Here is a 20,454-nt window from a genome sequence, read left to right on the forward strand (position 1 = left end):
AGACAGGCCCGACCGTGACGGTCGGGCCCTTCGGCGTGCACGGACGCGGGTGCGGTCAGTCCTCGCCGAGGTAGGCCTTGCGGACGGACTCGTCGTGCAGCAGGTCCCCGCCGGTACCGGTGAGGACGATCCGGCCGGTCTCCATGACGTACCCCTGGTCGGAGAGCGAGAGCGCCGCCTGGGCGTTCTGCTCGACGAGCAGGATGGTGGTGCCGGAGGCCTTCAGTTCGATGATGGTCGCCATGATCTTCTGCATCATCAGCGGCGAGAGGCCCATCGAGGGCTCGTCCAGCATCAGCAGCTTGGGCTGCGACATCAGGGCCCGCCCCATGGCGAGCATCTGCTGCTCGCCGCCGGAGAGCGTGCCGGCGGCCTGCTTGCGGCGCTCGCCGAGGATCGGGAAGAGCGTGTAGGCCCGCTCGACGTCGGCGGTGATGCCGGCCGTGTCCTTGCGCAGGAAGGCCCCGAGGAGGAGGTTCTCCTCGATGGTCATCCGGGGGAAGATGTGCCGCCCTTCGGGGGAGTGCGCGAGGCCGAGCGAGACGATCTTGTGCGCGGGGACGGTGGTCAGCGGCTGCCCGGCGAAGGTGATCTTCCCGGAGGTGGGCCGGAGCAGTCCGGAGAGGGTGCGCAGCGTGGTGGTCTTGCCGGCGCCGTTGGTGCCGATGAGGGTGGTCACCTCGCCCTCGTTGACGGTGAAGCTGATGCCCTTGACGGCTTCGATCTTGCCGTAGGAGACGCGGAGGTCCTCGACCTCCAGGAGCGCGGTCACTGGTCGGCCTCCGTGCTGGTGGTGCTGCCGGTTCCTTCGAGGGGGGCGCCGAGGTAGGCGGTGATGACGCGTTCGTCGCTCTGGACGGTCTCGCGGTCGCCCTCGACGATCTTCTGGCCCTGGACGAGGACGGCGGTGCGGTCGCAGAGGTTGAAGATGAACCGCATGTCGTGCTCGATGACGAGGATGGCGATGCCCCGGTCGCGGATGGCGAGGACGAGCTCCTCGGCGGCGCGGGTCTCCTGCGGGTTCATGCCGGCGGTCGGCTCGTCGAGCAGGAGGAGCCCGGGGTCGCTGGCGAGGGCGCGGGCGATCTCCAGTTTGCGCTGCTCGCCGTACGGGAGGTTGCGGGCGAGGTGGTCGGCCTTGGCGGCGAGGCCGGTGAACTCCAGGAGTTCCATGGCCCGGTCGTGGCTCTCGGCCTCGGCGCGGCGGTAGCCGGGGCCGCGCAGGATGGCGGAGAACAGGCCTTCCTTGGTGCGGCTGTGCCGGCCGACGAGGACGTTCTCCAGGACGGTCATGTTGGCGAACAGCCGGATGTTCTGGAAGGTGCGCGCGATGCCGGCCTGGGTGACGCGGTGGGGCTTGGGCGGCAGTACCGCGCCCTTGTAGCTGACCGTGCCCTCGGTGGGGACGTACAGGCCGGTGAGGCAGTTGAAGAAGGTGGTCTTGCCGGCGCCGTTGGGGCCGATCAGGCCGATGATCTCGCCCTCGGCGACGGTGAGGTCGACGTTGTTGACGGCGGTGAGGCCGCCGAAGCGCATGGTGACGCCCCGGACGTCGAGGAGGGTGGCGCCGGTGGGGGCCGGGGCGGTGGTGGTGGTCATCTGGTCGTTCACGCCCCTGCCTTGGTGAGTGCGGAGTTTTCGGGTGAGGGCTGCGCGGGGATGGCGGCCTGGTGGAATTCCAGCTTGTTGCGGCGGTTGGCGATGAGGCCCTCGGGGCGGATGCGCATCAGGACGATGAGCGCGATGCCGAAGGCGAGCAGCTGGTAGTTGGAGAGGAATTCGAGCTTCTTCGGGATGAGGAAGAGCAGGGTCGCGCCGACCAGGGGGCCGCTGATGGTGCCCATGCCGCCGAGGATGACGGCGGCGAGCAGGAAGGCGGAGTTCGGCGGGAGGGCCTCGGCGAAGGTGTACTGGTCGGGGGTGACGGTGTAGCTGACGTGGGCCTGGACGGTGCCGGCGAGGCCGGCCAGGCAGGCGCCGAGGGCGAAGGCGAGCAGCTTGAGCCGGAAGCCGTTGATGCCCATGGCTTCGGCGGCGGTCTCGTCCTCGCGGATGGCGACCCAGGCGCGTCCGATCCGGGAGTTGCCGACGCGGGCGAAGACCAGGACGACGACGGCGGTGATGATGAGCATCAGCAGGTAGTAGTTGGAGAACCGGCCGAGTTCGATGCCGCCGACGAGGTGCGTCTTGCCGAGGTTGAAGCCGAGGATCTGCAGGTCGGGGATGCGCGGGATGCCGTTGGAGCCGTTGGTGATGTCCGGTCCGGTGGTCCCGTTGAGGTTCAGCATGGTGATGCGGAAGATCTCGCCGAACCCGAGGGTGACGATGGCGAGGTAGTCGCCGCGCAGCCGCAGGGTGGGGGCGCCGATCAGTACGCCGAACACCATGGCGGCCGCCGCGCCGGTCAGTGCCGCCGCCCAGAAGGGGAACTGGACGTGGATGGGGGAGGCGGGGGAGCCGGAGACCAGGGCCGCGGCGTAGGCGCCGACGCCGAGGAAGGCGACGTATCCGAGGTCGAGCAGGCCGGCCAGGCCGACGACGATGTTCAGGCCCAGGGCGACGGTGGCGAAGATCAGGATGTTCGCCGCGACGGAGGTGTACTGGTCGCTGGTCTGGGTGAACGGGAAGGCGGCGGCGGCGGAGAAGGCGGCGCCGGTGGCGACCGGGCGGTGCTTGACGGTCAGCGCGCGCAGCCGGTCCAGCAGGCCGGACTTGGCGAGGGCGGCGACGGTGAAGCCGGCCAGCAGCAGGTAGCCGGTGAAGAGTTCGCCGTACTCGGTGTCGATGCCGAAGGTGACGGCGAACAGGCCGATGGCGAAGGCCGTGATGATCAGCAGGACTTCGACCCAGGAGGGCAGTTCGCGGGCCGGGGCGAGCCGGCGTTCGGCCTTGGCGAGCCGCAGGGTGCGGGTGATCAGCAGGTAGACGCCGAAGCCGACGCCGGCGGCCAGCAGCCACCAGTAGTTGACCGGGCCGAGGCTGTCCTCGGTGCGGCGGTCGAGCGGCAGGCCGAGGGCGCCGAGGACGGTGAGCAGCGAGGTGAGCCCGGCCAGCCAGGCGCCGGGTTCGAGGTTGGCGAGGCCGCCGAGGTCGGCGGCGATGGCGCCGATCGAGAACCAGCTGACGGCGGCGGCGGCGAACGCGGCGAAGAGGACGGCGTTGTTGCTGCCGGCCGGGTTGGTCCAGCGCAGTCCGGGGATGCGGTAGCCGCTGAGGACGAGGACGAGGGTGATCAGGCCGCCGGTGAGGGTGAGCCACTGGAGGCCGGCCGGGGAGCCGTAGTACGTGAGGTCGCCGGGGAACTCGGACGTCCAGGTCCAGGCGGTGAACGCGGTGGCGGTGGTGGCGACGGCCGCGGCGGCGGTGAAGGGGCGCGCGATGCGGGCCGGGACGGCGATGACGGGGGTGAGTTCGGTGCTCATGGTGGTCACGCCCTGTCCGCGACGCGCTCGCCGAGCAGCCCCTGGGGCCGGACGAGCAGGACGACGATGAGGAGTACGAACGCCCAGACGTCCTTCCAGGCGCCGCCTCCGAAGAGGTGCATGCCGGGGATGTGCTGGATGTAGGCGGTGGCGAGTCCTTCGGCGAGGCCGAGGGCGAGGCCGCCGAGCATGGCGCCGTAGATGTTGCCGATGCCGCCGAGGACGGCGGCGGTGAAGGCCTTGAGGCCGAGGATGAAGCCCATCCGGAAGTCGACCTGGCCGGTGCGCAGTCCGTAGGCGACGGCGCCGACGGCGGCGAATGCGGCGCCGATGGCGAAGGCCATCACGATGACGCGGTCGGTGTCGATGCCCATCAGCTTGGCGGTGTCCGGGTCCTGGCTGGTGGCCTGCATCGCGCGCCCGGAGCGGGTGCGGGCGACGAACCAGCCGAGGATGATCATGCAGACGGGGGCCGCGATGATCAGGAACAGGTCGCTGCGCTGCACGGTGACCGAGGCGAGCTCGAAGGGGTCGCCGGGGATCTTGGGGAAGACCCGGGCCTTCTTCGCGTCGGGGTAGAACGAGAAGACGAGCTGCTGCAGCACGATCGAGAGGCCGATGGCGGTGATCAGCGGTGCGAGGCGGGGGGCCCCGCGCAGCGGCCGGTAGGCGAACCGCTCGGCGCCGACGGCGACCAGGGTGGACACCAGGATGCCGGCCGCCAGCATGAGCGGCAGGGCCAGCCAGAGGGTGGTGCCGCCGGGCAGCGCGAGGTAGGCGGTGAGGGCTCCGAAGCCGCCGACCATGAAGATCTCGCCGTGGGCGAAGTTGATGAGCTGGACGATGCCGTAGACCATCGTGTAGCCGATCGCGACGAGGCCGTAGAGGGCGCCGAGGATCAGGCCGTTGGCCAGCTGCTGCGGTAGGTCGTGCACCGCTGGGCCTCCGTTGTGCGTTGTCCGCTTGGGTGGGGGATGTGACCGCGCGGGGGCACTCGTGGCGCCCCCGCGCGGGTGGTTCGGTTCTTCAGGCCCCGGAGGGCCGGTTGTCGCCGGGTGGTCAGCCCTTGAAGGTGCCGGTCTTCTCGACGGCCCACTTGGCGTCCTTCACCGCGTACACGGTGAGCTGCTTGTTGGTGGTGTCGCCGTACTCGTCGAAGGAGACCTTGCCGGTCACGCCGTCGAAGGAGATCTGCTGGACGGCGTCGACGACCTTGGCGCGGGCACCGTCCGGCACCTTGCCGCCGTTGGCGGCGACGACGGCCTTGACGCCCTGGATGATGGCCCAGGCGCTGTCGTACGAGTAGCCGCCGTAGGTCTCGTAGGCGTCGGTGTAGCCGGCCGCCTTGTAGTCGGCGATGAACTTGGCGGCGGTCGGGAGCTGCTCGACGGGCAGGCCGACGGCGGTGGCGAGGTCGCCCTGGCTCTTCGGGTTGAGCTTGATGAAGTCGCCGCTCTGGATGCCGTCGCCGCCCATCAGCGGGATGTTGGCGCCGGCGTCCTTCAGCTGGAGGGAGAGCGGGCCGGCGGCGGGGTACTCGCCGCCGTAGTAGACCGCCTCGGCGCCGGAGGCCTTGACCTTGGTGGCGATGGCGCTGAAGTCGCGGTCGTCGGGGTTGACGTGCTCCTCGCCGACGATGGTGCCGCCGAGCTTGGTGTACTCGCCCTTGAAGGTGGCGGCGAGGCCGGCGCCGTAGGTCTTCTGGTCGTCGATGAGGAAGACCTTGGTCTTCTTCGCCTCGCCGAACAGGTACTGGGCCGCGAACGGGCCCTGGACGGCGTCGGTGGTGGCGGTGCGGAAGTAGGACTTGAACGGGCGGGCCTTGGTGCCGGTGGCCCACTTCTCGCCCTGGCTGAGGGCGACGCCGGTGTTGGCGGGGGAGATCTCGACCAGCTTGGCGTCGTCGAAGATCTGCTGCATCGACTGGGCGACGCTGGAGTTGAGCGGGCCCACGACGCCGATGACGCTCTTGTCGGCGACGAGCTGGGTGGCGTTCTGCTGGCCGGGGGCCGGCTTGGCGGTGTCGTCCAGGGCCTTGATCTGGAACTTGACGCCGGGCACCTCGTTCTTCTCGTTGGCCTGCTTGACGGCGAGGTCGACGGAGTTCTTGATGCCGAGGCCGAGCGCGGAGAGGTCGCCGGTGAGGGGGGCGTCCACGCCGATGGTGAGGGTGGTGACGGAGCCCCCGCCGGCGGTGTCGCCGGCCTTCTTCTCGTCGCGGGAGCCGCAGGCGGAGAGGCTGAGCGCGCCGATGACGGCGATGCTGACGACAAGCGCTGAACGGTTACGCACGAGGGGTCCCCTTCGGTCAGGAGGCGCCGCGCCTGAGTTGGCGGGTGCCGGGTCGCGCGCTGGGGCCAGGCCCAATCCGGTGGCGCGGTGACTGGCCGTGACTCTAGATGCCGTTGGGCGGCTCGTGGAGGGGTCCGGGCATGCTGTGATTCTCTTGTTATGAGCATTCTGATTGGCATCTCAGAATGTGGTCGTTCTGGCGCGATCCGTCCGGTGCGGGTACGGGGCGAATCGAGGGTCGACCGGATGTAAGGCCCAGAAGTGCAGGTGACTACTGGTGTGTTCGACTATCGGTCGTCACTGTCCGGCATGCTGACCCCGGACGTGCACGTCCGAATAACGGACAGCGGCCGAGCCGTGCGCGGGTTTGTCGACAGGTGGAGCGCGTGGTGGGCGCCCGGGGCGGGCCCCGGGATCCGGATTGCCCCCGTGTTACGTAGCGTTACATTCAGGAAAGGAATCCCCGCGTCGGCGGGCACCCGGCAGGCCCGGCGGGTGCCGGTGATCCCCTCGGGCCGCGGCGGCGGGTCGCTCGTCGACCGGAGTGCGGCGCGGAGGAGCTGCTGACGCCTCGTCGGGCGGCCCCATCGGCCCGCGACGTACCTGCTCCCTGTGCCGGACATGCCGCCGCCCCCTCGTCTGGATCAAGGGACTGCCCAGGCCGGGCAGTTGTCAAACACCTCGATCGAACAAGGGGGCGGTGAACGGCCTTTGGGCGGCCCGGACTACAGGTCGCGGAGCATGCAGGTCAGCCGGCAGCTGGTGATCCGGCGCCCGGTGTCGTCGGTGATCGCGATCTCGTACGTGGCGGCGGTGCGGCCCTTGAAGACCGCCGTCGCCACGCCGGTGACCAGGCCGGAGGTCGCCGACCGGTGGTGGGTGGCGTTCAGGTCCACGCCGACCGCGTACCGGCCGGGCCCGGCGTGCAGCATCGCGCCGATCGAGCCGAGCGTCTCCGCCAGCGCCGCCGAGGCGCCGCCGTGCAGCAGCCCGTACGGCTGCTGGTTGCCCTCCACCGGCATGGTGCCGACCACGCGGTCCCCGGAGGCCTCGACGACCTTGATGCCGAGCCGGTCGCCGAGATGGCCGCCGGAGAAGGTGGACGGATCGACGCCGAGCTTGGCGAAGTGGTCCAGGACGTCCTGCGGGACGTCCAGGACGGGGGCCGCGTCGGTGGGGGCCGCGTCGGTCATGGGAGCTCCTGCCGGTCAGGGGTCACGTCATCGTGCTGCTGTGATCGTACGACCGCGCTACCCGGGAGTAGCCGCCGCGCCCGGCGGTGTCGGCGGCGGGCCCGCCGCCGTCCTCGCCTCGCGTCCGTTGTCGGTGGCGGGCCATAGGATCGGTGACCGGCAGTGGAATCGGCAGGAACGGGACGTTGACGTGGCTACGCAGAGTACGGGTAAGGGCGCGACGGGTGGCGGCGGGGCCGGCCCCAGGGCCCGGCTGATGCTGCTCGACGGGCATTCGATGGCCTACCGGGCCTTCTACGCACTGCCCGTGGAGAACTTCAACACCTCCACCGGCCAGCCCACCAATGCGGTGTACGGGTTCGCCTCGATGCTCGCCAACACCGTGCGGGACGAGCAGCCGACCCACCTCGCGGTCGCCTTCGACCTCTCCCGGCAGACGTTCCGCTCGGCGGAGTTCCCCGACTACAAGGCCAACCGGGCCAAGACGCCGGACGAGTTCAAGAGCCAGATCGGCCTCATCGGCGAGTTGCTCGACGCGATGAACATCCCCCGGATGACGGTCGAGAACTTCGAGGCCGACGACATCATCGCCACCCTCGCCACCGCCGCCTCGGCCGAGGGCTTCGACGTCGACATCGTCACCGGTGACCGCGACTCGCTCCAACTGGTCAGCGACCGGGTCACCGTGCTGTACCCGACCAAGGGCGTCTCCGAGCTGACCCGCTACACCCCGGAGAAGGTCGCCGAGAAGTACGGCGTCACCCCCACCCAGTACCCGGACCTCGCGGCCCTGCGCGGCGACCCGTCGGACAACCTGCCCGGCATCCCCGGCGTCGGCGAGAAGACGGCCGCGAAGTGGGTCAACCAGTTCGGCTCCTTCGACGAACTGATCGCCCGCGCCGACGAGGTCAAGGGCAAGATCGGCGAGAAGCTCCGCGAGCACCTCGACTCGGTGAAGCGCAACCGCGTCCTCACCGAGCTGATCCGCGACGTCGAACTCCCGCTCGGCGTCGCCGACCTGGGCCGCACCGCGTTCGACCGCGAGGCCGTCGGCCAGCTGATGGAGTCGCTGGAGTTCCGCAACAGCAACTTCCGCGACCGGATCTTCGGCATCGACCCGGGCGCCGCCGAGAGCGCCGTCGAGGCCGAGGTCGCCCCCGGCATCGAGGTCGACGGCGACCTGCTCACCGAGCCCGGAGCGCTGAGCGCCTGGCTCGCCGAGCACGCGACCGGCACCGTCGCGCTGGCCGCCGTCTACGAGTGGGCGCTCGGTGCCGGCCGCGTCCAGGAGATCGCCCTCGCCGCCGGGGAGGCCGCCGCCTGGTTCGACCCCGCCCAGCTCGGCGAGGAGGACGACCGCGCCCTCACCGGCTGGCTCGCCGACCCGGCCCGCCCCAAGGCCCTGCACATCGCCAAGCAGGTGATCCGGGCCTTCGCCGAGCAGGGCTGGCAGATCGAGGGCGTCGTCGCGGACACCGCGCTCGCCGCCTACCTGGAGAAGCCCGGCCGGCGCACCTTCACCCTGGAGGTGCTCGCCGAGGAGTACCTCTCGCGCTCCCTCACCCCGGCCGCCGCCGCCGAGACCGGCCAGCTCAGCTTCGACGCGCCGGAGGAGGACAGCACCGCCGGCGCCCGCGCCCTGATGGTGCAGGCACGGACGGTCCTCGACCTCGCCGCCCAGTTCGAGCCGCGCCTGGCCGCCGCCGGCGCCACCGAGCTGCTGCGCGACATGGAGCTGCCGATCGCCGCCCTGCTCGCCCGGATGGAGCGCACCGGCATCGCCGCCGACCGCGCCTGGCTGACCGGCCTGGAGGCCCAGTTCGCCACCGAGATCCAGCGGGTCGTGGAGGAGGCGCACGCCGCCGCCGGGCACGAGTTCAACCTCGGCTCGCCCAAGCAGCTCCAGGAGATCCTCTTCGGCGAGCTGGCCCTGCCCAAGACCAAGAAGATCAAGACCGGCTTCACCACCGACGCCGACGCCCTCACCTGGCTGGCCGGCCAGACCGACAACGAGCTGCCGGTCATCCTGCTGCGCCACCGCGACCAGGCCAAGCTGCGCACCACCGTGGAGGGCCTGCTCAAGACGGTCTCCCCGCAGGGCCGGATCCACACCACCTTCAACCAGATGGTGGCCGCCACCGGCCGGCTCTCCTCGCAGGACCCGAACCTGCAGAACATCCCCGTCCGCACCGAGGAGGGCCGCGCGATCCGCCGCGCCTTCGTCGTCGGCGAGGGCTTCGAGTCGCTGCTGACGGCCGACTACTCCCAGATCGAGCTGCGCATCATGGCGCACCTCTCGGAGGACGAGGCCCTGCTGGAGGCCTTCGCCGGCGGCGAGGACCTGCACACCACCGTGGCGTCCCAGGTCTTCTCGGTCGAGCCGGGCGCGGTCGACGCCGAGATGCGGCGCAAGATCAAGGCGATGTCGTACGGTCTCGCGTACGGGCTGTCCGCGTACGGGCTCTCGCAGCAGCTCGGCATCAAGCCGGGCGAGGCGCAGGGCCTGATGGACACCTACTTCGAGCGCTTCGGCGGCGTCCGGGAGTACCTGCAGCGGGTGGTCGAGGAGGCCCGGGCGACCGGCTACACCGAGACCCTGCTCGGCCGCCGCCGCCACCTGCCCGACCTCAACAGCGACAACCGCCAGCGCCGCGAGATGGCCGAGCGGATGGCACTGAACGCCCCGATCCAGGGCTCGGCCGCCGACATCGTCAAGATCGCCATGCTGAAGGTGGACGACGAGCTGCGGGCGGCCGCCCTGACGTCCCGGATGCTGCTCCAGGTGCACGACGAAATCGTCCTGGAGCTGGCTCCCGGCGAGCGCGCGCAGGTCGAGGCGATCGTCCGCGAGCAGATGGCGGGCGCCTACCCGCTGCGGGCCCCGCTGGACGTCTCGGTCGGCGTCGGCCCGAACTGGGAGAGCGCCGCGCACTGACCGCCGCGGGGCGGCAGTCCGCCGCCCCGCCGCAGGTCGGCCGAGGCGACTGAAAGAAGTTGCAGCAAGTTTCTGAAATTCTTTGCCGTCACCATTGACCGGCCGTCCGCCGGCGCGGGAGAGTCTCCGTCATCACCCCCGTACGGAAGGCGCCACCCCATGCCCGGACATGCCCCGCCGGTCGCCGACGAGCGCACCGCCCTGCTCGCCTTCCTCGACCAGCAGCGGCAGTTGCTGCGCATACCCGCCCACGGCCTGACCGAGGAGCAGGCCCGGGCGACCCCGTCCGCCAGTGAGCTGAGCATCGCCGGCCTGATCAAGCACGCCGCGCGCTGCGAGCGGGGCTGGACGGATCTCGTCCTGCGGCGCTCCACCGCCCCGCAGCGGGCGGCCGACGAGTCCGACGCCGCCGAGTTCCTGCCCGCCCCCGGGGAGACCCTGGCCGGGCTGCTGGCCGACTACGAGCTGGCGACCGCGGAGACCGACGAGGCCGTCGCGGGCATCGCCGACCTGGGCCAGGGCGTGCCCGTCCCCCGCGGCGTACCGTGGTTCCCCGCCGACGTCGAGGAGTGGTCGGTGCGCTGGGTGCTGCTGCACCTGATCGAGGAGACCGCGCGGCACGGCGGCCACGCCGACATCATCCGCGAGAGCATCGACGGCGCCACCCTCTACCCGCTGATGGCCGCCGCCGAGCAGTGGCCCGACCCCTGGTTCGAGCCCTGGGAGCCCGCCGCCGCACCGGTGTCCTGAACTGCGCCGCCCCGGCGCAGCAGGACGGACGGACCGTCAGGGCACTGTCCCGGCGCCCTGCCGGTGATCGCCCGGCGGTCGGCGGACGCTAGGATCCCGCCCGACCCGGCGATCACCCGCGGGGCGGTCGGGGCGAAGGGCGGGACGGGCATGTCGCAGGATGCCGGGGAGCGGCGCGAGGTGGAGCCGGGGCGGGGCAGCCGGAGACGCTGGTGGGTGGCGGCCGGCGGGGGGTTCGCGGCGCTCCTGCTGGCCGGCGGATCGATGTGGGTGATGGCGGATCGGGGCACCGCTTCGTCGGGCGCGCCGGCCGTCGCCCGGCCCTCGGCGACGGCCGGTCCGGCGTCAGCTGATCCGGCGTCGGGTCCCGCCGGTTCGGCCGCCCCCTCGGGAACGCCTGCGGCGTCGCCCGTCGTAGTGCCTCCGCAGCTCCCGGTCGTGACGCCCCAGGCGGTGACGCCTCCGGCCGTGGCACCCCCGGCCGAACCGTCGGCGTCGCCCCGGTCGGCCGTGAGCCCGTCGGCGGCCGCGGTGCCGACCCACCCGGCTGCCCCGGCCCCGCGTGCGACGAAGGCGCCTGTCGCGGGCAGCACACCGGCGCGCGGCACGGCGCCGCGCACGCCGGACCTGCACGACATCCCGCCGGTCGCCTGCACCACCACCTGCAGCACCGTGCCGCAGCCCGGCGACACCTCGGACTGCCACCGAGGTCCGGACGGGCGGATCATCACCTGCGGCACGACGCAGACCGGCGTCCCCGTCCCCGCACCGGTGTCGACGGCCGCTACTTCCGCTGGTTGAGGCCGCCGGGTCGGCCCGGCCGAGGCCGGGTCCTCCGGCCACGGGTGGCGCGGGTAGCGGCCGCGCAGTTCGGCGCGGACGGATGTAGCCCTCGCGCCCGAACGACGCGAGGTCACCGGTGACGCCCGTCGACCGAGGGCGACGGATCGTCAGGATCACTACCCTGTCGGCCGGATGGGGCCGAGGCGCTCTTGCGGACCGGTCCTACGCTGGAGGCATGGCCATCGATCCATTCCTGAGACAGGGCCCCGGCTTCACGGATCTGGTTCTGCGCCCCGGGAGCGGCCCGCCGGCCGGGGCGGCGCGGATCGTGCTGACCTGGGCCGGGCGGGCGCTCGCCGGTCCGCTCGTCCTGGTCGTGCCGACCCTGCTCGTCGTCTTCTGGATGGTGCTGGCCGGGGCTCGGGCGTCGACCGTGTTCGTGGTGGTGGGGGTGATCGCCGGGGTGGAGTACCTGCTCGGCTGGCTGGCCGGGGCCGCCGGCGAGATCCGGAACCTCCTGTGGGTCGAGTTCGCGCCCGCCGGGGTGCCCGCGAAGCTGCGCTTGGTCCGGGGCGCCGGACCGGACGGCTGGCTGCCCGTCGACACCCTGCGCGAGGTGCGGCTGGCGTGCAAGGTGGTGGAGCCGTACGAGGGGGACCGCGAGCCGGCCGCCACCACACTCGGGCTGGAACTCGACCTGCGGGGCGGCCGGGAGCGGGTCGACCCGGCCCCGTTCCGGGGCGACCCGCAGCAGCTCGCCGACGCGCTGGAGGCTCTGCTCGGCCCGGCGGGGGTCCTGGTGAAGCTGAGCACCGAGCGCAGCACGCGCCGCCCGCCGCTGCCCAACTCCACCTGGACCTCGGGTGGTTCGGCCTCGGCCGGCTCGGCCGGCGGCTGACCCCGCGCGGCCCGTCGCGCTGCCCGGCCGCTACTTGCGCGCGTTGAGCCGCCGGGTCGGCTCGGCCGCGGCCGGGTCCTCCGGCCACGGGTGGCGCGGGTAGCGGCCGCGGAGCTCCGCGCGCACGGCCCGGTAGCCCTCGCGCCAGAACGACGCGAGGTCGCCGGTGACGGCGGCCGGGCGCCCGGCCGGCGAGAGCAGGTGGACCGTCAGCGGGGCGCGCCCGCCGGCCAGCGCGGGTGCGGCGGCCCAGCCGAACAACTCCTGGAGCTTCACGGCCAGTACCGGCCGGTCCCCGGTGTAGTCGACCCTGATCCGGGAGCCGGAGGGCACGGTGATCCGCTCCGGGGCCAGTTCGTCGAGGCGCCCGGCGTCACCGGTGGCCCAGGGCAGCAGGCGCTGCAGGGCCCCCGCGGTGTCGATCCGCTCCAGGCCCGAGCGGCGGCGGGCACGGGAGAGTTCGGGCTCCAGCCAGTCGTCGGCCGCGGCCAGCAGCGCCTCGTCGCCGACGTCGGGCCAGGGCGCGCCGAGCGTGCGGTGCAGGAAGGCGAGGCGTTCGCGCAGCGCGGTGGCGGCCGGCGACCAGGTGAGCAGCTCGGTCACGCCCTCGCGGGCGAGCCCGTCCAGCAGTGCGGCCCGTACCAGCGCCCGGTCGGGGGAGGAGAGCGGCGCGGCGGAGAGCTCCAGCGCGCCGAGCGACTCGACCCGGCGGGCGGCGAGTTCGCCGCGCCGCGCACCGGCGGGTATCGCCCAGCGGACTTCCTCCCGGCCGGTCAGCAGCGCCGCACCGGCCAGCCGGGCGGTGTCCTCGTCCAGTGCGGCGGCGTGCAGGATCCGCGCCGAGGGCGACCCCGCCGGCCGGTCGGCGGCCGCGACGGCGAGCCAGGGCAGGCCGGTCAGCGCGGTGCCCGGCGCGGTCTCGGCGGCGGTGCCGGAGGCCATCAGGTACGGGCTGCGGGTGCCCGGTTCGGGCTTCTCCACGCGGGCCCGGGCGATCCGTTCGGGGAAGGCCAGCGCGACCACCAGTCCGGCGGCGGGGGTGTCCGGCAGGCCGGTGCCGGGGGCGTCGTCCAGGCCCCGGCGCAGCCGCCTGACCTCCTCGCGCCAGCGGCCGGCGTAGGGGTCGTTGCCGTTCCTGACCGTGCGCCAGACGGCGCCGAGGTCGTCGCCGAGCGCGCGCGGCGGCTCCTCGGAGAGCAGCGCGACGATCTCGGCGGCCCGCCGCGAGCCGACCTGCGGGGCGCCGTCGAGCAGGGCGCGGGCGAGCCGCGGGTGCAGGCCGGTGCGGGCGATCCGGGCGCCGCGCGCGGTGGCCCGGCCGCCCTCGTCGACGGCGCCGAGGGCTTGCAGGGTCTGCCGGGCGGCGGCCATCGCGCCGGCCGGCGGCGGGTCGGGCAGGGCCAGGCCGTGTGCGTCCGGGTCGCCCCAGCAGGCGGCCTGGAGGGCGAAGGCGGTGAGGTCGGCGAGGGCGATCTCGGGGGTGGGGAAGCGGGCGGCGAGGGCGTCCTCGGCCTCGTTCCAGCAGCGGTAGACGGTGCCGGGCGCCTCGCGTCCCGCGCGGCCGGCGCGCTGGCGGGCGGCGGCGAGCGAGGCCCGGACGGTCACCAGGGCGGCGAGGCCGCGGGCGTGGTCGGTGCGCGGTTCGCGGGCGAGGCCGCAGTCCACCACGATCCGCACGCCGGGGACGGTGAGCGAGGATTCGGCGACCGAGGTGGCCAGGATGACCCGGCGGCCCTCGCCGGTGGTGAGCGCCGCGTCCTGGACGCTCTGGGGGGCGCGGCCGTGCAGTTGCAGGACGTCGGCGCCGGCCCCGCCGAGCAGTCCGGCGACCCGGGCGATCTCGCCGACGCCGGGCAGGAAGCAGAGCAGGTCGCCGCTCCGCTCGTCCAACGCCCGCCGGACGGTGGCGGCCACGTGCTCCAGCAGCAGCGGGTCGGTGCGCGTGCCCTGCGGGGGGCGTACGGCGCGCGGTGGGGGCGCCCAGACGGTCTGTACGGCGTGCGAGACGCCGTGCGCCTCGACCACCGGGGCGGGCACATCGCCTTCGCCGAGGAGCCGCGCCCAGGCGGCGGTGTCGGAGGTCGCGGAGGCGCAGACCAGGTGCAGGTCGGGCCGCAGGGTGGCCCGGACGTCGAGCAGGAAGGCGAGCGCGGTGTCCGCGTCCAGGTGCCGTTCGTGGCACTCGTCCAGCACCACCGTGTCGACGCCGGACAACTCCGGGTCGCGCTGGAGGCGTTGCAGCAGGACGCCGGTGGTGACCACCTCGACGACGGTGCCCGGCCCCGTCCGCCGCTCGCCCCGGATCGCGTACCCCACCCGGCCGCCCGGCTGCTCGCCGAGCAGCCAGGCCATCCGGCGGGCCGCCGCCCGGACGGCCAGCCGGCGCGGCTCGGCGACCAGGACCCGGCGGGCGGGCGCGGGCAGGCCGTCGGCGAGCCCGGCCAGCGCGAGCGGTACCAGGGTGGTCTTGCCGGTGCCGGGCGGCGCGGCCAGCACCGCCGCGCCGCCCGCGGCGAGCGCGCGCTGCAGGGCGGGGACGGCGGTGCGGACGGGCAGGTCCAGCCAGGCGGGGTGCAGCGGCGGATTCGTCAAGGCCGGCTCAGCCGCGCTGCGAGACGAAGATCGCGGTGCCGGGGATGTGCTGTCCGCGCAGCGGGCTCCAGCCGCCCCACTCCTGCTCCAGACCGGCCGGCCACTCGGGTTCGACCAGGTCGAGCAGCCGGAACCCGGCGGCGGTCAGCTCCCGCACCCGGTCGCCGATCGTGCGGTGGTGCTCGACGTAGGTGGCCTGCCCGTGCTCGTCCTCCTCGACGTACGGGGTGCGGTCGAAGTACGAGGCGACGGCCGTCAGCCCCTCCACCCCGGGCTCGTCGGGGAAGGCCCAGCGGATCGGGTGGGTGACCGAGAAGACCCAGCGGCCGCCGGGGCGCAGCACCCGGTGCACCTCGCGCATCAGCTGCCCGGTGTCGGCGCTGAACGGCACCGCGCCGTAGGCGGAGCAGGCCAGGTCGAAGGAGGCGTCGGCGAACGGCAGGACGGCGGCGTCGGCCTGGACGACGGGGACGACGGCGCCGCCGCGGCCCAGGTCGATCCGGCGGGAGTGCTGGAGCTGGCGGTAGGAGATGTCCAGCGCGACCGGGCGGGCCCCGCGGGCGGCCAGCCAGCGCGAGCACTGCGCCGCGCCCGCGCCGATTTCCAGGATGTCGGCGCCCTTCCAGGCGGCGGGGTCGCCGAGCAGCCGCGCGTCGCTCTCGTCGAGGCCCTCGGGGCACCAGGTGAACCGGTCGTCGCCGAGGAACTCGCCGTGTTCGTCCTGGTATTCGTCCGCGTTGCGGTCCCACCAGTGGCGGCTCGCCCGGCTGCTCTCACCGGCCTCGGCGGCGCGCCGGACGGCGTCGTTGTCGTCCTCCTCCGGCAGGGTCCCGGGGGTCGGTTCGAGCAGAGGATCAGGGGTGGTGGCCAAGGTGGTAGTGCCCGTCGCGTAGGGTGTCGTCTGCGGAAAGCGCTGCTGCCTCGAATCTGTCCCGTACAGGTCAGATCAGAAGTGGTGGCATCCGGGGAGCGGGCCCCTGCGGCTGCCGCCCTGCACACTCGGCCCGGCCGGGAGTGAAGGGGCGCGATTGCGAGGATATGGCCTGATCCACAGCGGCCTCGACCGTCTCGCCACTGTTGGCGTTGACCCTGCCTGGCTGTCCCCGTATGCTACAAGTTGCGCTGCGGGCCTGCGCGCCTCGGACGGAGCAGGTCGCGCTCGCATCTGTCGAAGACCCCACGGTCGCAAGACGGACACCTTGATTCCCGGATCCTCGGGAGTTTCCGGTGCGCCGTGTCTCTGGCTGTCCGGCTTTCGGTGGGAGCGATACGGGCCCTCCGCGTGGCATTACCTACGACTTCATGTCCGTACCGGAGCCCTTTTCCTAATGACGAGCCCCACCGACTCCTCCCTCAGCACCACTCCGCAGGTTGCGGTCAACGACATCGGCGACGCTGAGGCATTCCTCGCGGCGATCGACGAGACCATCAAGTACTTCAACGATGGCGACATCGTCGAGGGCATCATCGTGAAGGTCGACCGTGACGAGGTTCTCCTCGACATCGGTTACAAGACCGAGGGTGTCATCCCCTCCCGCGAGCTCTCGATCAAGCACGACGTTGACCCGCACGAGGTCGTCAAGGTCGGCGACGAGATCGAGGCCCTGGTTCTCCAGAAGGAGGACAAGGAGGGTCGTCTGATCCTGTCCAAGAAGCGCGCACAGTACGAGCGCGCCTGGGGCACGATCGAGAAGATCAAGGAAGAGGACGGGATCGTCACCGGTACCGTCATCGAGGTCGTCAAGGGTGGTCTCATCCTCGACATCGGCCTCCGTGGCTTCCTGCCGGCCTCGCTCGTCGAGATGCGCCGCGTCCGCGACCTCCAGCCCTACGTGGGCAAGGAGCTCGAGGCCAAGATCATCGAGCTGGACAAGAACCGCAACAACGTGGTCCTGTCCCGCCGTGCCTGGCTGGAGCAGACCCAGAGCGAGGTCCGCCAGACCTTCCTCACCACCCTGCAGAAGGGTCAGGTGCGCTCCGGCGTCGTCTCCTCCATCGTCAACTTCGGTGCCTTCGTGGACCTGGGTGGCGTGGACGGCCTCGTGCACGTCTCCGAGCTCTCCTGGAAGCACATCGACCACCCCTCCGAGGTTGTCGAGGTCGGCCAGGAGGTCACCGTCGAGGTTCTCGACGTCGACATGGACCGCGAGCGTGTCTCCCTGTCGCTGAAGGCGACCCAGGAAGACCCGTGGCAGCAGTTCGCCCGGACGCACCAGATCGGCCAGGTCGTCCCCGGCAAGGTCACCAAGCTGGTTCCGTTCGGTGCGTTCGTCCGCGTGGACGAGGGCATCGAGGGTCTGGTCCACATCTCCGAGCTGGCCGAGCGCCACGTGGAGATCCCGGAGCAGGTCGTCCAGGTCGGCGACGAGATCTTCGTCAAGGTCATCGACATCGACCTCGAGCGCCGCCGCATCAGCCTCTCGCTGAAGCAGGCCAACGAGGCCCTCGGTGGCGACGCCGCCGCGGCCGAGTTCGACCCGACCCTGTACGGCATGGCTGCCTCGTACGACGACGCGGGCAACTACATCTACCCCGAGGGCTTCGACCCCGAGGCCAACGACTGGCTCGAGGGCTTCGAGAAGCAGCGCGAGGCGTGGGAGGCCCAGTACGCCGAGGCGCAGTCGCGCTTCGAGGCGCACCAGGCCCAGGTCATCAAGAGCCGTGAGGCCGACGCCGAGGCCATCGCCGAGGGTGGCGACGCCGTCGCCGCCGCCGCCGGTGGCTCGTACTCCTCCAGCAGCGACGAGGGCTCCGGCGCTCTCGCTTCGGACGAGGCGCTTGCCGCACTGCGCGAGAAGCTGGCCGGCGGCCAGAGCTGAGCTCTCGCCCCCGCAGAGGCTCCGGTGAGCGATCACTGAGCCGAACCGGCTGACACGAAACCCCCGCCCGGGTTCCCGGGCGGGGGTTTCGTGCGTCCGACGGCCCTTGGCCTCCGATGTCCTTATGCGGTCATTATGTGAAGGGATTATGTGATAAGGGGCTCATCCTCCCCTTATGGGCCTTTCAAGTCTTAGCGCCTACCTTGGGGTGAGTTGCCCGACGGGCCCCATCCGGCCCCAGACGCAAGGCACCCCCTGCATATGCGCCGAAGCCCCGCAGTGACCACGGACGCTCCTGCACCCGACGCCCCCGCACCGCACCCTCCCCGGGTGCACGGCCGGCTCGCCGCCCTCGGGCGGTTCTGCTTCCGGCACCGGCGCTGGGTACTGGGCCTGTGGGCCGTGGTGCTGGTGGTCGGCGTACTGATCGGCGGACGGGTCTTCGAGGGCACCGTGGCGGGCGCGGCCGGCAGCTCCGAGTCCGACCGGGGCGGCGCGGTGGTCACCGCCGCCGACCCGGCCAAGGGAGCCGTCACCGCCGTCGTGGACGGCACACCGGTGGACGGCCAGGCGGTGAAGGCCGCCGTCACGGCGGCCACCGCCGAGATCGCGGGCCTGCCGGGCGTCGCCTCCGCCACCGACACCTACGGCCCCGGCGCCGGCGCCGCCCTGCGCTCCGCCGACGGCAACGCGAGCCTGGTGACCGTCCGGATGGCCGACGGCAGCACCAACGCGCAGCTCGACACCGTCACCCACCGCCTGTCCGCCATCTCGGCCGACGGCGCGCACGTCACCGTCGGCGGCGACCTCGTCCTCCAGCAGGAGGTCAAGAAGCAGACCGCGAGCGACACCCGGTTCGGCGAGATCGTCACCCTGCCGCTCACCCTGATCGTCATGGTGCTGGTCTTCGGCGGCCTGGCCGCCGCCAGCCTGCCGGTGATCGGCGCCGTCGCCTCCGTCGGTGGAGCCCTGCTCGCGATGTTCGGCTTCAGCAGGATCATGGACATCGACACCAGCGTGCTGCCGATCGCCACCGTGCTCGGCCTCGGACTGTCCATCGACTACGCCCTGCTGATGGTCAACCGCTTCCGCGAGGAACGCGGCCACGGCGCCGGCATCGCCGCCGCCGTGGAGCGCACCGCCGCCACCGCCGGACGCACCGTCGCCTTCTCCGGGCTGACCGTCGCCGTCGCGCTCGCCGGCCTCTTCGTCTTCACCAGCCCCGTGCTGGGCGCCGTCGCCGCCGCCGGGGTCAGTGTGGTGGTGATCGCCGTCGCCGCCGCGCTGACGCTCATCCCCGCCCTGCTCGGCTTCGCCGGGAGCCGGATCAAGGCCCCCTCCGCCCCGGTGCCCGACGAGGGCTTCTTCAGCCGCACGGTGCGCCGGGTGCGCCGCCGCGCGGTACCGGTCGCGCTGGCCTGCACGGCGCTGCTGGTCGCGGCCGGCGCGCCGTTCGCGCACGCCGAGATGCGCAACTCCGGCGCCGCGGTGCTGCCCGCCTCCTCGGCGGGCCGGCAGGTCGCCGAGACGGTCGACCAGCGCTTCCCGCAGGTCTCGGCCGCGCCCGTCACCGTGGTGGTCCGGGCCGGGGCGCCGGTGGCGCAGGCGTACGCCGACGACGTGGTGGCGAAGCTGCCGGGCGTCAGCGGGGTGCGGGCGGTGACCGCGGTGGGGGACGGACTCTCCACCGTCGACGTCCTGGTGGCCGGCGACCCGCAGGGTGGCGCCGCCAAGCAGGTCGTCCACGAGCTGCGCGCCGACCGGGCCGGGCTCACCACCTACGTGACCGGCGGCGCCGCGTCCGTCGTCGACTTCCAGGACGAGCTGCTGAGCCGCGGCCCGTGGGCGCTCGGCCTGGTCACCGTCGGCACGCTGATCCTGCTCTTCCTGATGACCGGCTCGGTGGTGATGCCGGTCAAGGCCCTGCTGATGAACCTGCTGTCACTGGGGGCCTCGCTCGGGGCGCTCACCCTGGTCTTCCAGGACGGCTGGTTCAGCGGGCTGCTCGGCTTCACCCCGGTCGGCGGCCTGGAGACGTTCATCCCGGTGCTGGTCTTCGCGTTCGCCTTCGGGCTCTCGATGGACTACGAGGTCTTCCTGCTGGCCCGGATCAAGGAACTGCGCGACCGGGGCCACAGCTGTACCCGGGCGGTGGAACTCGGGCTCCAGCGCAGCGGGAAGATCATCACCTCGGCGGGGCTGCTGATGGTGATCGTCTTCGCCGGCTTCGCCGCCGGGGACATGCTGATGGTCAAGCAGATGGGGATCGCCCTCGCGGTCGCGGTCGCGGTGGACGCCACCCTGGTGCGCTGCCTGCTGGTACCGGCCGCGATGACGCTCTTCGGCGAGTTCAACTGGTGGGCGCCGGCCCCGCTGCGCCGCCTGCACCGGCGGTTCGGGCTCAGCGAGCACATGGAACTGCCGCCGGTGGCAGTTTTCGGCCCGGGTGTCGTCCCGGCGCAGCGCGGCCCGGCGGACGGGGCCGTCGCCGAGCCGGACGCGCAACCGGCCGGAGTCGGCGCCGAGCGCTGACCGCCGGGCGCCCGGCCGCGGATCAGTGGCAGGCGTTGCCGAAGCCCGGTGCCAGGCCGGCGAGCGCGCCGACGCTGCTGCACACGGCGGCGGCCGGGCCGGCGCCGGCGATCAGCAGGCCGAACATGGTGGCTGCGACGAGCAGGGTGTTCCGGGCCTTGGTCACGACGGTTCCTCCTGGAGCGGTGCGGTGTGCCCGGTCCAACGCGTGGCCGCCCCGGCGGAAACCCCCTGTCAC

The 20,454-nt window shown here is 72.6% G+C and carries 15 protein-coding genes; 5 read left to right on the forward strand and 10 right to left on the reverse strand.

Translation table 11 applies throughout. The features are described from left to right. Positions 1–55 precede the first annotated feature (55 nt). From ACFUK0_RS17955 to ACFUK0_RS17980, 6 genes are all read right to left on the reverse strand, one after another. Positions 56–772, reverse strand: a complete 717-nt coding sequence (locus ACFUK0_RS17955) for an ABC transporter ATP-binding protein (protein ID WP_380251173.1) — start codon at positions 770–772, stop codon at positions 56–58. Further along, entirely contained in the window at positions 769–1,599 is an 831-nt protein-coding gene (locus ACFUK0_RS17960) for an ABC transporter ATP-binding protein (protein WP_380251244.1), read from the reverse strand. Before ACFUK0_RS17960 ends, ACFUK0_RS17955 begins: the two co-directional genes overlap by 4 nt. 8 nt (positions 1,600–1,607) lie before the next feature. Beyond that, on the reverse strand, positions 1,608–3,422 hold the full coding sequence (locus tag ACFUK0_RS17965) for a branched-chain amino acid ABC transporter permease (protein ID WP_380251175.1): 1,815 nt from the start codon (positions 3,420–3,422) through the stop codon (positions 1,608–1,610). A gap of 5 nt (positions 3,423–3,427) precedes the next feature. After that, the gene (locus ACFUK0_RS17970; RefSeq protein WP_380251177.1) at positions 3,428–4,357 is read right to left on the reverse strand and encodes a branched-chain amino acid ABC transporter permease; all 930 of its coding nucleotides are present in this window, start codon (positions 4,355–4,357) and stop codon (positions 3,428–3,430) included. Between the two features lie 124 nt (positions 4,358–4,481). Beyond that, positions 4,482–5,714, reverse strand: coding sequence for a branched-chain amino acid ABC transporter substrate-binding protein (locus tag ACFUK0_RS17975; protein WP_380251179.1), 1,233 nt, complete (start codon positions 5,712–5,714; stop codon positions 4,482–4,484). Between the two features lie 725 nt (positions 5,715–6,439). Then, positions 6,440–6,907 (reverse strand): PaaI family thioesterase, encoded by a 468-nt coding sequence (locus ACFUK0_RS17980; RefSeq protein ID WP_380251181.1) that lies wholly within the window; start codon positions 6,905–6,907, stop codon positions 6,440–6,442. A 256-nt stretch (positions 6,908–7,163) separates the two neighbouring features. On the opposite strand from ACFUK0_RS17980, the gene polA reads away from it, so the two are divergent. Together polA and ACFUK0_RS17990 are read left to right on the forward strand one after the other, a co-directional pair. Next, entirely contained in the window at positions 7,164–9,842 is a 2,679-nt protein-coding gene (polA, locus tag ACFUK0_RS17985) for a DNA polymerase I (RefSeq protein ID WP_380251246.1), read from the forward strand. Positions 9,843–10,001: 159 nt separating this feature from the next. Further along, the gene (locus ACFUK0_RS17990) at positions 10,002–10,592 is read left to right on the forward strand and encodes a DinB family protein (RefSeq protein ID WP_380251183.1); all 591 of its coding nucleotides are present in this window, start codon (positions 10,002–10,004) and stop codon (positions 10,590–10,592) included. On the opposite strand, the gene ACFUK0_RS17995 is transcribed toward ACFUK0_RS17990, so the two are convergent. Continuing rightward, complete coding sequence (locus ACFUK0_RS17995) at positions 10,511–11,509, reverse strand: ATP-dependent helicase C-terminal domain-containing protein (protein WP_380251185.1); 999 nt, start codon at positions 11,507–11,509, stop codon at positions 10,511–10,513. The two genes, ACFUK0_RS17990 and ACFUK0_RS17995, sit on opposite strands and share 82 nt — an antisense overlap. Positions 11,510–11,610: 101 nt before the next feature. Between ACFUK0_RS17995 and ACFUK0_RS18000 the strand changes: the two genes are divergently transcribed. After that, positions 11,611–12,273, forward strand: a complete 663-nt coding sequence (locus ACFUK0_RS18000; protein WP_380251187.1) for a hypothetical protein — start codon at positions 11,611–11,613, stop codon at positions 12,271–12,273. A gap of 30 nt (positions 12,274–12,303) precedes the next feature. Here the strand turns inward: ACFUK0_RS18000 and hrpB are convergent, their stop codons facing one another. Together hrpB and ACFUK0_RS18010 are read right to left on the reverse strand one after the other, a co-directional pair. After that, positions 12,304–14,865, reverse strand: a complete 2,562-nt coding sequence (gene hrpB / locus ACFUK0_RS18005; protein ID WP_380251188.1) for an ATP-dependent helicase HrpB — start codon at positions 14,863–14,865, stop codon at positions 12,304–12,306. A gap of 7 nt (positions 14,866–14,872) precedes the next feature. Continuing rightward, the gene (locus ACFUK0_RS18010) at positions 14,873–15,715 is read right to left on the reverse strand and encodes a class I SAM-dependent methyltransferase (protein WP_380251248.1); all 843 of its coding nucleotides are present in this window, start codon (positions 15,713–15,715) and stop codon (positions 14,873–14,875) included. A 478-nt stretch (positions 15,716–16,193) separates the two neighbouring features. Here ACFUK0_RS18010 and rpsA point away from each other — a divergent pair, with 478 nt between their 5' ends. Both rpsA and ACFUK0_RS18020 read left to right on the forward strand, forming a co-directional pair. Continuing rightward, positions 16,194–17,684 (forward strand): 30S ribosomal protein S1, encoded by a 1,491-nt coding sequence (rpsA, locus tag ACFUK0_RS18015; RefSeq protein WP_380251190.1) that lies wholly within the window; start codon positions 16,194–16,196, stop codon positions 17,682–17,684. A 330-nt stretch (positions 17,685–18,014) separates the two neighbouring features. Next, positions 18,015–20,216 carry an MMPL family transporter gene (locus ACFUK0_RS18020; protein ID WP_380251192.1) on the forward strand — a complete coding sequence of 734 codons (2,202 nt, stop codon included), beginning with the start codon at positions 18,015–18,017 and terminating at the stop codon, positions 20,214–20,216. Positions 20,217–20,238: 22 nt separating this feature from the next. Here the strand turns inward: ACFUK0_RS18020 and ACFUK0_RS18025 are convergent, their stop codons facing one another. Then, positions 20,239–20,382 carry a hypothetical protein gene (locus ACFUK0_RS18025; protein WP_380251194.1) on the reverse strand — a complete coding sequence of 48 codons (144 nt, stop codon included), beginning with the start codon at positions 20,380–20,382 and terminating at the stop codon, positions 20,239–20,241. Positions 20,383–20,454: the final 72 nt, after the last annotated feature.

This window comes from Kitasatospora sp. NPDC057223, assembly GCF_042669755.1.
Lineage (GTDB): Bacteria > Actinomycetota > Actinomycetes > Streptomycetales > Streptomycetaceae > Kitasatospora.

Excerpts from the sequence above, each read along its gene's own strand:
- ACFUK0_RS17980 (WP_380251181.1), bottom strand. The coding sequence starts at position 6,907 with ATGACCGACGCGGCCCCCACCGACGCGGCCCCCGTCCTGGACGTCCCG.
- ACFUK0_RS17965 (WP_380251175.1), bottom strand. The coding sequence starts at position 3,422 with ATGAGCACCGAACTCACCCCCGTCATCGCCGTCCCGGCCCGCATCGCG.
- ACFUK0_RS18000 (WP_380251187.1), top strand. The coding sequence starts at position 11,611 with ATGGCCATCGATCCATTCCTGAGACAGGGCCCCGGCTTCACGGATCTG.
- ACFUK0_RS17990 (WP_380251183.1), top strand. The coding sequence starts at position 10,002 with ATGCCCGGACATGCCCCGCCGGTCGCCGACGAGCGCACCGCCCTGCTC.
- rpsA (WP_380251190.1), top strand. The coding sequence starts at position 16,194 with ATGACGAGCCCCACCGACTCCTCCCTCAGCACCACTCCGCAGGTTGCG.
- polA (WP_380251246.1), top strand. The coding sequence starts at position 7,164 with ATGCTGCTCGACGGGCATTCGATGGCCTACCGGGCCTTCTACGCACTG.
- ACFUK0_RS17960 (WP_380251244.1), bottom strand. The coding sequence starts at position 1,599 with ATGACCACCACCACCGCCCCGGCCCCCACCGGCGCCACCCTCCTCGAC.